General features: G+C 32.6%; 7 protein-coding genes. 3 read left to right on the top strand and 4 right to left on the bottom strand.

Features of this window, described 5'->3' with window-relative positions; all coding sequences use genetic code 11:
- Positions 1-10: 10 nt before the first annotated feature.
- Positions 11-676 (bottom strand): TetR family transcriptional regulator C-terminal domain-containing protein, encoded by a 666-nt coding sequence (locus Q0910_RS00155; RefSeq protein WP_299210848.1) that lies wholly within the window; start codon positions 674-676, stop codon positions 11-13.
- Between the two features lie 257 nt (positions 677-933).
- Here Q0910_RS00155 and htpG point away from each other — a divergent pair, with 257 nt between their 5' ends.
- Positions 934-2,820 (top strand): molecular chaperone HtpG, encoded by a 1,887-nt coding sequence (gene htpG / locus Q0910_RS00150; RefSeq protein WP_299210845.1) that lies wholly within the window; start codon positions 934-936, stop codon positions 2,818-2,820.
- 173 nt (positions 2,821-2,993) lie between these two features.
- Positions 2,994-3,974, top strand: a complete 981-nt coding sequence (locus Q0910_RS00145; RefSeq protein ID WP_299210844.1) for a LuxR C-terminal-related transcriptional regulator — start codon at positions 2,994-2,996, stop codon at positions 3,972-3,974.
- 5 nt (positions 3,975-3,979) lie between these two features.
- Here the strand turns inward: Q0910_RS00145 and Q0910_RS00140 are convergent, their stop codons facing one another.
- Positions 3,980-4,402, bottom strand: a complete 423-nt coding sequence (locus tag Q0910_RS00140; RefSeq protein WP_299210841.1) for a BLUF domain-containing protein — start codon at positions 4,400-4,402, stop codon at positions 3,980-3,982.
- Between the two features lie 408 nt (positions 4,403-4,810).
- Between Q0910_RS00140 and Q0910_RS00135 the strand changes: the two genes are divergently transcribed.
- Positions 4,811-8,086 carry a DUF2723 domain-containing protein gene (locus tag Q0910_RS00135; protein WP_299210838.1) on the top strand — a complete coding sequence of 1,092 codons (3,276 nt, stop codon included), beginning with the start codon at positions 4,811-4,813 and terminating at the stop codon, positions 8,084-8,086.
- 445 nt (positions 8,087-8,531) lie between these two features.
- On the opposite strand, the gene Q0910_RS00130 is transcribed toward Q0910_RS00135, so the two are convergent.
- Both Q0910_RS00130 and Q0910_RS00125 read right to left on the bottom strand, forming a co-directional pair.
- Complete coding sequence (locus Q0910_RS00130) at positions 8,532-10,913, bottom strand: DUF4397 domain-containing protein (protein ID WP_299210835.1); 2,382 nt, start codon at positions 10,911-10,913, stop codon at positions 8,532-8,534.
- A gap of 753 nt (positions 10,914-11,666) precedes the next feature.
- A complete protein-coding gene (locus Q0910_RS00125) occupies positions 11,667-13,928 on the bottom strand; it encodes a S9 family peptidase (RefSeq protein ID WP_299212663.1) in 2,262 nt (753 codons plus the stop codon).
- Positions 13,929-14,022: the final 94 nt, after the last annotated feature.

Raw genomic sequence — 14,022 nt, 5'->3', positions numbered from 1 at the left:
TCAGAAACCACTAATTCCACATTGATTTTTCCTTCCATAAGAATTTCCCAAAATCCAATACACTACTAAGTGGCGTATTATCGAATAGATCGAAAACTGTATTTACCGACTTCTCAATAGCAATGTCTGTTTTTTCAAATCCAGAAGACTCATCGTCCATCCAAAATTTTAAAAGAAATAAAAACTGTAACCAAGCACCTTCTGAGTAAACAGAGATAGGGTTTTTCGCAATCCTAAACATTTTATCATCATTATCTACTTCAATAAGTTCCTTCGCAAAATCTTTTATATGTTTCCGAAGTCCTTTTAACTGCCCCAAGTTCTTGAGAGGCATTTCGTGATACTTTAATGCAAATAACACATAGCTACGATTTAGAGTTAATAACTCAAAAAATGTGTAAAAGAAAGTGAGCATTTTATCCTTACTAGATAATTTTTCATATTCCTCATTGCTATTCATTGCGTCTATAGTAGTACTAAAAAAAGTATTCCAAATTCTTTTATTTACACTATCTAAACTACCAAAGAATTCGTAAAACTCTTCTTCTTTTATTTTAGATTCTTTGCAGAACTTAAATACTGATTTAGGATAAGAATCATGCTCTAAAACAAAATTCATATACTTAGTAATGATATAGTGACTATCAATTATCTGTTTCTTTTTTGGAGATGCCATAATTCTTGATTTACGTTGTAAAGATAACAATTGTTTAACTTTTATATAAAAAACCTAAACAAAAAATATGTTAAAGTTGTTTCAGAAAAAATGAAACTTAATTTCGCCGTTTTACAATAGACGAAATACTTGTATTATCCTTACGTTTTATTAATCATCTTGTTATTTCTGTGTCAGTTTGTCAGCAATGTAGAATTGGTATTTTTTTTGACTATAAAGAGTCCAGAAGTGATAATTAAAATTAAAACATAAATAAAATGGCAACAGGAAGTATTAATGTATCAGTAGAAAACATTTTTCCTTTGATTAAAAAATTCTTGTATTCTGATCATGAGATCTTTTTACGAGAGTTAATATCTAACGCAACAGATGCGACTTTAAAACTAAAACATTTAACGAATATTGGTGAAGCTAAGGTAGAATATGGTGATCCTAAGATTGAAGTTAAAATTGACAAAGAAAATAAGTTACTACATATTATCGATCAAGGAATCGGTATGACTGCAGAAGAGGTTGAAAAATATATCAATCAGGTAGCTTTTTCTGGTGCTGAAGAATTCTTAGAAAAATATAAGGACAGCGCAAAAGATTCTGGAATCATTGGACATTTTGGTTTAGGGTTCTACTCGGCATTTATGGTAGCTAATAAAGTAGAGATTATTACCAAATCATATACAGATGCGCCAGCGGCACACTGGACTTGTGATGGTTCTCCTACATACACAATCGAAGCTCATGATAAAACTGAAAGAGGAACAGAAATCATCCTACATATTGGAGAAGATGATACAGAATTCCTTGAAGAAAGTAGAATCAGTGAATTATTGGTAAAATATAATAAGTTTATGCCCGTTTCGATTAAATTCGGAACTAAAACAGAAACACTACCAAAACCAGAAGGAGCAAAAGAAGAAGATCCGGCACCTACTCAGGAAGTAGATAACATCATTAATAATCCTAATCCGGCCTGGACTAAACAACCTGCTGATCTAAAAGATGAAGATTATAAAGGGTTTTATAGAGAATTGTATCCAATGCAGTTCGAAGAGCCTTTATTTAATATTCACCTTAATGTAGATTATCCATTTAACCTTACAGGGATTTTATATTTCCCGAAGCTCGGACAGGATATGAATATGCAGAAGGATAGAATCCAATTATACCAAAACCAAGTTTTCGTAACGGATAATGTAGAAGGTATTGTTCCTGAATTTTTAACAATGCTCCGCGGTGTTATTGATTCTCCTGACATTCCATTAAATGTTTCCAGATCATACTTACAAGCAGATGGTGCTGTAAAGAAAATCTCTAGTTATATCACTCGTAAAGTGGCGGATAAACTAAGTTCTCTATTTAAAAATGATAGAGAAGATTTTGAAAAGAAATGGAATGACATTAAAGTAGTGATCGAATACGGAATGCTTTCTGAAGATAAGTTCTTCGAAAAAGCTGATAAATTTGCTTTATACCCTACTGTTGATGGCACCTATTTCACTTTTGAAGAATTACAGGAAAAAATAAAAGAAAATCAAACAGATAAAGATAATAAACTAGTTGTCTTATACGCTTCTGACAAAGATGAGCAGCACGCTTATATATCTGCTGCAAAAGACAAAGGATACGAAGTATTGTTACTAGACTCACCTATTGTTTCGCATCTCATCCAGAAATTAGAAACCAGTAAAGAAAATATCTCTTTTGTTCGTGTTGATGGTGATCATATTGATAACCTGATTAAAAAAGACGAGGAAACTATTTCTAAACTATCTGATGAAGAAAAGGATGCGTTAAAAGTTGATCTAGAAAAAGTGATTCCTGCTGATAAATATACGGTTCAGTTAGAAGCTATGGATAGTAATGCTTCTCCGTTTATAATTACACAACCAGAGTTTATGCGTCGTATGAAAGAGATGCAACAGACTGGCGGTGGTGGAATGAACATGTTTGGAAATATGCCAGAGATGTACAATCTAATTGTGAATACAAATCACGAGTTGATTGGCCAAATTAAAGACACTAAAACTGATAAAAAGAAAGAGCGCTTGATTAAGCAATCACTGGATTTAGCAAGATTATCACAGAATTTACTTAAAGGTGAAGAATTGACTGAATTTGTCAAACGCAGCTTTGAGATGATTAAGTAATCTTAGAAACGCTATGCTTTTGGATCTTTAGATTACAAGAAAGCTGCGCTTTTGGAATACATATACAAAACCGCTTTGCTGTTGAACAGTAGAAGCGGTTTTCTTATTTCTACTTATTTATAACATATTTTATTATTTTTACAATATCACTTTCCATCTAGATAACAAGACAAATGAAAAATACAATCTTTCTTTTCATACTAACACTATTAATTTGTCTAAAGACGAATGGGCAAGAAATTGTTTCTGGATATTTACAACTGGAAAACCCTGAGAACTGGGAAGAAAAAGTAAATTTAAGCAAAGTACAGTTAAACGGTACGGCTAATGGACATACCTATATACCTATTGCTTCTTCGGTTATTTCTAAAGAGGGATACTTCTCTTTTGACCAAAAATGGTTTAATAATAAGGATCATATATACAGAGTTCACATTGATCCAATTAAATCAGTATCAAGACATACAGGTGTGACTAAAAACTCTAAGCTATTCATTTTATCTAAGAATGACTCCATCTATTTTGAAAAAGGAACGTCGTTTTTTGATTCTTATACAACCAATAATAAAGCTCACAAGGAATGGCAACAACTAAAAAAATTCGAATCTAAGTTTGAAAGCTTGCACGACGATTTTGATACCGAAAAGTATTTACTTAGGACCAAAGGATACGTAAAAGACTCCTTGCAAATTCTTCTGGTAAAGTTAATAAGTATTAAAAAACTTGATGACAAGAAATTATTGGAAAAAGATATTAAAGAAAATACTGCTTACTATGCCGAGTTATTAAAAGAATTAAAAGCCAGTGACATCGATCCTGCTTTATTCTTATATCTTGAGAATAAACTTTCATTGGTTCACAAGGAAAAAACTGAAAAAAAATACTCCATAAGCATGGTATTAAATGGTATCGCCGGATTGGTTATTATAACCCTTGTTTTTTTAGTTGTAAAAAGAAAAAGACATCAACGAAAAACTATTTTAGTACCATTAAGCAAACAAGAAAATACTATCAAGGAGTTAATCATTTCCGGAAAAAGCAATAAAGAAATTGCCAATGAATTGTTTATTAGTATCAACACTGTAAAAACACATATCTCTAACATTTACAGCAAATTACACATCACTAATCGAAAAGAACTAATTAATAAATAGTAGTGTTATTTAGAATCTTTAATAAGGTTTTTTACTTTTCCTACTAGCATTTCATGAGTTTCATCACCAAAATTATCTCCTATTTCTAAAAAACTCATTAATTCATTAGATATCTTTTCATCTTCAACTCTAATATAACTAAAACTAAATCTTTCAAATTTTTTGATTGATACTTTTCTATCAAAAATTTTGAAGACATTAAAATGTCTTTTATCAAGCTCTATTTTGGCAAACAATCTATCTATATCCTTTGTATAACCTTCTATAATTTGAAAAAAAGTATCATTACTATATATAAGAATTCCACCTATTCCAATTTTATTGTTATTAGTCATAGTATCTATCAAAAGCTCTTCTATTTCTTCACTATCCAATTTTGAAGAATTACTTAAATAACTAATAGTTCTAATTTCTTCGGTAGTTTGCATGCTTTAAAAAATTTGTAAAAATCAGGGCCTAATTAAAATACAATTGCATTATTATTATATAAGATAGTTCATGTTTATTTAAAAAAGTAGATTTTTCCCCAAATAACTAAGTTTTAACTATTGTTTAATCCTCATTAATTGATAAGAATAGATGTCACTTATATGTTATAACACTTAGATAAATAATTCTATATCGCTCTATTCATAGAACTTTCTTGTCTATAAAATTCTCAAAACATAACTTCTTTTCAATGCTAACAAAGTTTTGAATTTTACCATAAACAACTTATTTTCAAGTGATTTAAATAAAATCATACCAGTACTAGTACTTTATTACAACTTCTAACGCTCCACTTTTTTAATTTTTTACTCGTCATTTGATTACCTAAAAAAAGGCAATCAATACAAATGAATATATCTCTTTTCAAAAAGTGGAATCTTATACTGGGTTGGACTGTATTCCTTATTTCTCTCTTAGTTTATATTAATACAGCAGAGCCAACAAATAGTTTTTGGGATGTAGGTGAATATATTTCAGCATCTTCAAAATTACAAATTGGACATCCTCCAGGTGCCCCATTGTTTCAAATGATAGGAGCTTTTGCTTCCAGTTTTGCTACGTATCCGGAACAAATTGCATATACATTGAATATTACATCAGGAATTGCAAGTGCATTTACCATACTTTTCATGTTTTGGTCAATCACCATTTTGCTGACTAATTTGGCAAAGGCCAAATCAAATCTTGCAAAAAGCACTTATATTATCATACTAGGAGGCGGAGTAATAGGTTCCCTGGCTTTTGCGTTTACAGATAGTTTTTGGTTTAATGCAGTAGAGGCAGAAGTTTATGCAATGGCTACTTGTATTCTGTCAGTGTTATTCTACCTAGGATTGTTATGGCAACGAGATATGAATCAACCGCAAGGAAATAAATGGATCATTTTAATTTCTTTTATTGTTGGACTATCCTTTGGTGTTCATTTTATGGGATTACTCTCGATTCCGGCAATAGGGCTATTGTATTATTTTAAAAATTATAAAACCATAACACTCAATAATTTCATAATCGCCAATCTTATTGTGATTGCTATATTATTGTTCATTTTTAAAATGCTACTACCTTATACACTGGCGTATTTTGGTAGTTCTGAAATCTTCTTTATCAATTCAATCGGGTTACCTTTTCATTCAGGAACTATTATTGCCGGCATAAGTTTAATGATCTGTTTTTATCTCGGATTAAAATACACTAGAAAAAAATCCTATCCATTGATCCATACTTCCCTGCTTTGTATTCTTTTTATTTTAGTTGGGTTTTCTAGCTGGTTAATGATTCCGATTAGAGCAAACGCCGGTACGGTGATTAACGAAAATAACCCAAACAATGCCAGAGAATTATTAGCATACTACAATCTGGAGCAATACCCAAAAACGCACCTGTTTTATGGCCCTCAATTCACTGAGATCTATGGCAATTTAGATGAGAATGAACCATATCTAGATGACAAACCGAAATACGAAAAAGATCTAAATACAGGAAAATATATAGTTGTTAATGATTGGAAAAATGCTAAACAGAATTTAGATAATACTCATAAAACTTTGTTACCAAGAATGTGGAGTACTGAGCATATCAGTAATTATATGTTATTTAGCGGACCACTGAAATTCTCTATAAAAGCTGAATATCAGGATGAAAAGGAACTTATAGATACTGTTATTGATTTTAGAAAACAATATGCAGCAGACCAATTAGATTACAGTGATTATCACAAATTCTTAGAATCATTTGGTCAATTTCTGGATGTCCGACCGCCTTCATTTTGGGATAATGTATCCTACCTCTTTCAATACCAAATTAATTATATGTACTGGCGTTATTTTATGTGGAACTTTGTTGGAAGACAAGACGATGTTCAAGGGAAATTATCTTCTTTACACGGTAATTGGCTTAGTGGAATTTCGTTTATTGATAAACATCGCCTTGGATCTCAAGATAATTTACCAAATGATGCATTAAAAAACAAAGCTAGAAATACGTATTACTTCATTCCTCTTATTTTAGGTTTGATTGGATTAGTTTTCCAATTGAAGCATGATAAAAAGAATTTCTGGGTATTGTTTATATTCTTTTTGTTTACAGGATTATCTTTAAAAATATATCTTAATGAAAGACCCTTTGAACCCAGGGAAAGAGATTATGCTCTAGTAGGTTCTTTTTATGTATTTGCCATTTGGATTGCATTTGGAGTATATGCACTTTTCGACATATTAAAGGATCAAATGAACGCTAAGAAAGCTGCGTACATAACAATTCTCATTTCATTACTTGGAGTACCTTCCTTATTGATTGCCCAAAACTGGGATGATCATGATCGATCCAATCGATATACCGCTCAATCATCCGCAAAAACATACTTATCCTCTTGTCAGAAAGATGCGATTCTATTTTCTATTGGTGATAATGATAGTTTCCCCTTATGGTATTTGCAAGAAATAGAAGGATATCGAACAGATATACGCATTCTTATCACTAATTTATTGGCGACAGATTGGTATATCGATCAAATGAAAAAAGCTGCTTATGAAGGTAAACCTGTGCCTTCCCAATTAGAACACTCATTTTATACCTATGGAAATAATGACGCAGTTTTCTACAAAGAGGTAACAAAGGATACTATGCTCATCAAAAACTGGATGCGCTGGATCACATCTGATGACGATAGAACCAAAGGAGAGCTTATGAACGGAAAAGTAGTTTCTACGTTTCCGACAAAGAATATTCGAATACCAGTTGATAAGGAAGCTGTATTAAAAAACGGAATAGTGTCTGAAAAAGATACAGATAACATTGTGCCCTATATCGATATTCATCTAAAAGGTAATTACATCCCTAAACACAGACTGGTCATGTTAGACATCATTGCTAATAACAATTGGGAACGCCCGATTTATTTTACTGGTGGTAGTTTTGGTGATGATGATTATATCTGGATGAAAGACTATTTGCAATTAGACGGAATGACGTATAAACTTATTCCCATCAAAACTAAGGTGAATCCAAACAATCCCTATCAATTAGGAAGAGTCGATACCGATGTGATGTATAAAAATGTCAAAGAATGGGACTGGGGAAATGGGGATAGTACAGAAATCTATCATGATACAGAAACCAGAAAAAACGGAATATCCTTTAGGACCAATCTTGGAAGATTAGCCAATCAGTTAATTAAAGAAGACCAACTACTTAAAGCTGAAGAAATCCTGGATTTGGGGATAGAAAAAATGCCTTTGGATATCTATGAATATTATACACCATTACACACTTTTGTAGGCAGCTATTATCAAATAGATAAAAAAGAAAAAGCAAGATCTCTCTGGAAACAATTAGCTATAAAATATCAAGAACAACTACACTATTTTTCAAATTTATCTTATAAAAAACAAGAAGAGCATTTTGAAAATATCATGGATAATGTAACGTATTATCGGGATCTTGTGGATACTCTGGTTGAAAATCAGGATAAAGAACTTATAAATACTGAAATAGATACATTTAATCGATATATAAATTTGTTTCCAAGGTTCTTTAACAGACAAAAAAGACCTCAACTTGATACTACTCTAGAAGATGAAGAGAATCTACTTAAAGAATTAAAGTCAGAGCAGGAAATTGAGTAGTTAACTGAATTGTCTTTAAATTTTCAATATAGTTTATCCGTATTTAAAAACTATATTTTTAGATCAAAGACATGAAACTAATTAAATAGCAAACAGTAGAATCGAATTCATTTAAAAACTTATTAATCCTGAACTAATCTTATAGAAAGCTTTATTCATTGTTCCTAAGAATCATTGGCTCCTATCTCAAATGTATAATTCCCGTAATTTAACCAAGTCTCACCTAAATATCAATAAACAAAATTGTATATCTTTCTATCTCTAACTCAACAAAACCGTATCGATAAGCAAAGCCAAACGATTCATAGTTAGAAAATTGACCAAAAGAAATATTTCCATAGTTACTTAGTATTTCTTTCTCTAAAACAATAGACATCAATATAAAACCCTCGCCATAAATAAAGATAGCGAAGGTTTTCAAGTACTAATTCAGAATGAAATTCGATTAATTAACAGCTATTTTTACTGAGAAAGAATCGTTCCCTTTCCTTAATGTAATAATGTAAAATCCGGTATTTAAAGAACGTACATCCAATTTTGTAAGCTCATTAGAAAGTACTGTTTTGATTACTTCTCTACCAGATATATCATATACGAACGCATCTATATCTTCGGTTAATTGAGGTAATGAAATAAATAAATCACCATCTATACTTGGATTTGGATATACAGCTAATTGATCAACATTTGCAAATTCTCTGATACTCAATGTATTTGTTGGTAACTCAACCAAAGGTCCTCCCGCTGCTAGAGCTACCCATAATCCAAAAGCAGCTCCATTACTATTCATTGAAGGATCTAAAAACCCACTTGCTACTACTGTAATTGCAGCGTCGTCTAAGCTAAGAGATGCTAAAGGAGCATCATATCCTTGTACAATAGTAGCACCATCTGCAGTAGAAATATTGATTTGATAATCATCTGTTGGAAGTTCTAAATAACCTGCAAATTCTGTATAGGATACATCATCAACTAATGGACTTCCTCCTGATTGTAAATTTACATCTACAGTAGGTGCATCTGTAGCACCGTGATGCACTAATACATCCGTATTCCCAGAAGTTGAAGCAGCTTCTCTTCCCATAGCATAAACCTCTATACCGAAAAGTTGCGTTGGCATATAACCAGAGGCACTAACGATACCATCGGCTATAAGAATATACGTTTCTCCAGAAACTAGTGTAGCTGGTAATTCATAAATAGCATCCATAGAAGAAGTACTTGTTCCTGGAGCTACCTCAATACTTAATGGAACTCCAGCAGGAGCATCGATAAAAGGAGAAGCAGTTCTGAATGCAAAATCATCTATCAACATAGCATCATTTAGATATACATCTACAGAGGTCGCAGCAGCGTCAGCAGAATTATGAATTACTTGAACACGAGCAGAACTTTCTGGCAATGCTACTAAATCACCTCCAGCTGGTGTAGCTGCATATAATCCAAAAGCAGCTCCATTGCTATTCATTGAAGGATCTAAAAACCCACTTGCTACCACTGTAACAGCAGAATCTGTAAGACCTAAAGTAGCCAAAGGAGCATCATATGCTTTTACAATAGTGGCACCATCTGAAGTAGAAACATTAATAGCGTAATCATCTGTTTGAAGTTCTAAATAACCTGCAAATTCTGTATATGAAACATCATCAACTAATGGAGCTCCTCCTGATTGTAAATTTACATCTACAGTAGGTGCATCTGTTGCTCCGTGATGCACTAATACATCCGTATTCCCAGAAATGGAAGCAGCTTCTCTTCCCATAGCATACACCTGGATACCGAAAGGTTGTGCTGGCATATAACCAGAAGCGCTAACGATACCATCAGCTACAAGAATATACGTTTCTCCAGAAACTAAGGTAGCGGGTAATTCATAAATAGCATCCATAGAAGAAGTACTTGTTCCTGGAGCTACCTCAATACTTAATGGAACTCCAGCAGGAGCATCGATAAAAGGAGAAGCAGTCCTGAATTCAAAATCATCTATCAACATAGCATCATTTAGATATACATCTACGGAGGTCGCAGCAGCATCAGCAGAATTATGAATTACTTGAACACGAGCAGAACTTTCTGGCAATGCTACTAAATCACCTCCAGCTGGTGTAGCTGCATACAATCCAAAAGCAGCTCCATTACTATTCATTGAAGGATCTAAAAATCCACTTGCCACCACTGTAACAGCAGAATCAGTAAGACCTAAAGTAGCTAAAGGAGCATCATATGCTTTTACAATAGTGGCGCCATCTGAAGTAGAAACATTAATAGCGTAATCATCTGTTGGAAGTTCTAAATAACCTGCAAATTCTGTATAGGATACATCATCAACTAATGGAGCTCCTCCTGATTGTAAATTTACATCTACAGTAGGTGCATCTGTTGCTCCGTGATGCACTAATACATCTGTATTCCCCGAAGTAGAAGCAGCTTCTCTTCCCATATCATACACCTGGATACCGAAAGGTTGTGCTGGCATATAACCAGAAGCGCTAACGATACCATCAGCCACTAATATATAAGTAGAACCCGGCGAGAGTGTTGTTGTAATTTCATATACAGGAGTAGTAGGAGAACCATCAGGAACCGTTACTTTTAATGTAATGGGTATGCCGGCAGGAGCATCTACAAATGTAGAAGCAGTTCTAAATGCAAAATCTTCTAGTAATAGTTGATCCCCTGAGACGGATGTAAAAATATACACATCAACTATAGCAGCGGCTGCATCAGCCGAATTATGAATTGCTTGAACTCTAGCAGTCTGCGCAATAGATGTAAAAGAAAAGAAACATATTGCAATTAATAAGGTAAAAATGTAATTAGATTTCATGATACTAATTGGTTAAAGGTTTATAGTTTATTTTGAACTTAAAAATGTTTAAACAATCTTTATATTAATTAAACAACTGTGAATTAAAAACTCGAACCCTGTTCTTCGATTTTAGTTTAATTTTAACATTTATCCTTTTATTTTTTATCACGAATTTTATTGGAGTTAGAATGGATAAGATCACCTTGAGATTTTTTTAGAAAAGGAAAACAGTGTTTTAAGTGCTCTACACTTTCTATAAGCAAATACTTAGAGATAAGGAACCTATAGTCTCTTTTTCAGAAATCAAAGAAGTGCCATCAGATAATAATGCTTAAGGGAGAGCTATAAGGAATGTAAAAACCAAATAAAAGATATCTGGATAATTCAAGACTATAAAACAGCTCAGGTATTTGCTGAAATAAGATCTGTAATTGATACATCAATCAAAAACAGAACGAACATAATAGACGCATTGTTTCTTATAGCTAAATTTCAGTATAAATTATAAACTGATTAACTACCCTTAATGGAAAAACAAGAAAGTACCCCAAAAAAAAATCTTAATTTCAAATAGATCAAGCAGTTACGAAATCTGTATTTTTGAAAAAAAGATAGGCTACCAAACAATGGTCTATGCGAATTAGAAATTGAGGAACCATATTGAATCAGTTCTTAACTATAATGAAAAAAGGGTAAAGCCTTAAAAAAAGCCTTACCCTAGATATTTTCATTTACACACTTAATGAGATAGTGTCTAAAAGTTTCACTTAATTATCCTTTAACAGGTTTAGTAGTTTCTTTTTTACCAATATGCTTAGCGTAGAATCCCATCATAGCTTTGTACATAGCGATAGAGTTTTCTTCCTTACCAAAACCATGACCTTCGTCATATCGTACCATATACGGAACATCATATCCCTTATCACGCAATGCCTTTACGATCTGATCCGACTCATCAATATTTACACGAGGATCATTTGCTCCTTGCACGACAAACAGTGGTTTTTTGATTTTATCAATTTGATATACTGGAGACACTTCTTCCATAATAGCTTTTTCTTCAGCTATGTCTTCATCATACCAAATCTCTTTTATGATTTTTAAATATGGTTTCCAATAAGGAGGAATTGTTTTCATAAAAGTAAATAGATTAGATACTCCCACATAATCCACTCCACAAGCATATAAATCTGGTGTTTTAGTCAATCCACGTAATACAGCATATCCTCCGTGACTACCACCATAAATAGCTACTCTGTCCTTATCCACCCAACCTTGATCAATTACGTATTGCAATCCATCTTCTACATCATCCATTGCTTTTCTACCGATTTGTTTGAATCCAGTTTCTAAGAATTCTCTACCATATCCTCCAGAAATTCTAAAGTTTACTTGCAACGTCGCGTATCCTCTACTCGCGAACAATTGTGATTCTGGATTAAACCCCCAAGAATCTCTTATTCCTTGTGGTCCCCCATGTGGATTTACTACCAATGGTACTTTTTTACCTTGTATTGCTTCTTTTGGTAACGTAATATATCCGTGTATTGTCAATCCATCTCTACTCTTAAAAGTAATCGGACGCATCTCTGCCATATCATTCTCTTTAAGCTGAGGCATTAAATTATAAAGCAGCTTAAATTCATCCTTTTTTGTATCATAAGAGTAATAGACTCCATACAATTTATCACTCTGAAAAAAGATCAAATACTTATCTTCTTCGTCTGTTTTTCCTGCTATCGAATACTGGTGATCAGGAAACTCTTTAGTAATTCTTGTATGTAATTTTTTATAGTAATCACTTACAGGAATCATCACTCTTTTCTCTCCTTGATACGAGAAATAATCCAATTCGTACCCTCTTTTTCTTGATAAAGATAAGTTAGAAACATCATATTTATCATTAGAGAATAATTTTTTGATTACTTTATCAGCTTTTAAATCATATAAATATATCTGAGATTTATCTGTATCTAGGTTAGAAACTACATAGGCATCGTGAGGGTTTTCTGTGGAGTAATCATAATTTAGAATTGAGAAGGTATCCTTCCAGTTCATTTTTTTTATGATTTCGTATTTGCCTTCTTCCTTAGCATAATAAAAATCCACATTTACTCCATCTCTTATCTTACCATAGCCTCTAAGGTTACCATCCTTGTCAAAATTATATCCTGCTATAGGATTAGCGGCATCTTCATTCTTAAATAATTGTTTGATTTCTCCCGTAACAATATTAATTTTATATGGTTCAAAGATTTGTTTATTATTCTTATTCATGGAGATGATCATATGATTCTCATCTTCCTTTAATCCTTCTAAAATATTAACTTGAACACCGTCATAAGGAGTTAATTCTTTTTGATCTGTCCCGTCAATATTAGCGGCAAATAGATGATAATCTTCATTTCCGCCTTTATCCATCACATACACCAATCGTTCATTATTAGCCCAACCATACCCTCTGATTAGTTCTTCTTTCTCTTCGATTACACGGATAACCTTATCAGTTGCGATTTCTTTTACATATACGTGATTTTTACTATTTTCATCTTTCTCTCTGTATGAAAGATATTTTCCGTTTGGAGAAAACTGAAAACTTCTTGCCTTTGGTCTTGCAAAATAATCTTCAACAGAATATTTATAATTCCCTTGATCCAAACTTGCTATTTTTTCTAATTCTGTATCAGAAGAAACCAATGCTGGATTTCCTGGTATTGTTTTCTCTGATTTTTCCATTTCTAATGGTAGTTCCATTCCGCTTTGATAAAAAGTTCCTTTAAGTTTACTATCTTCTAGAGATGCTACATATTTGATCCCTCCTTGTTTAAATGTCAAAGTTAATTGATTGTTTTCAAAAACTGTAGAATCCAATGGAATTCCTGTTGCACCTTGAGAAGGACTATTCATTGTAGAAGATAAAGCACCTTCTTTTTCTTCAATATGAAATAGTAATGGGACTTCAGTTCCCTGAACTGATAATTTTCCTTTCCAAGTTCCTATAACTTCTTGTCCGTACGTTTGGGTAAATGACATGCATAACACTACTAAGAATGTACCCCATACTGTTTTAAATAATTGTTTCATCTGTTTGTTTTTTGATCTTTAAGTTCAGATTGGATTCGCTTTC

It is taken from the genome of uncultured Aquimarina sp., from assembly GCF_947495315.1.
Classification (GTDB): Bacteria; Bacteroidota; Bacteroidia; order Flavobacteriales; family Flavobacteriaceae; genus Aquimarina.
The sequence above is the reverse complement of the archived record's forward strand: the minus strand, read 5'-3'. Positions and strand labels throughout refer to the sequence as shown.

What these genes read in the sequence shown, in the direction of transcription:
- Q0910_RS00155 (WP_299210848.1), bottom strand. Translation starts at nt 676, where the DNA reads ATGGCATCTCCAAAAAAGAAACAGATAATTGATAGTCACTATATCATT.
- htpG (WP_299210845.1), top strand. Translation starts at nt 934, where the DNA reads ATGGCAACAGGAAGTATTAATGTATCAGTAGAAAACATTTTTCCTTTG.
- Q0910_RS00145 (WP_299210844.1), top strand. Translation starts at nt 2,994, where the DNA reads ATGAAAAATACAATCTTTCTTTTCATACTAACACTATTAATTTGTCTA.
- Q0910_RS00140 (WP_299210841.1), bottom strand. Translation starts at nt 4,402, where the DNA reads ATGCAAACTACCGAAGAAATTAGAACTATTAGTTATTTAAGTAATTCT.
- Q0910_RS00135 (WP_299210838.1), top strand. Translation starts at nt 4,811, where the DNA reads ATGAATATATCTCTTTTCAAAAAGTGGAATCTTATACTGGGTTGGACT.
- Q0910_RS00130 (WP_299210835.1), bottom strand. Translation starts at nt 10,913, where the DNA reads ATGAAATCTAATTACATTTTTACCTTATTAATTGCAATATGTTTCTTT.
- Q0910_RS00125 (WP_299212663.1), bottom strand. Translation starts at nt 13,928, where the DNA reads ATGTCATTTACCCAAACGTACGGACAAGAAGTTATAGGAACTTGGAAA.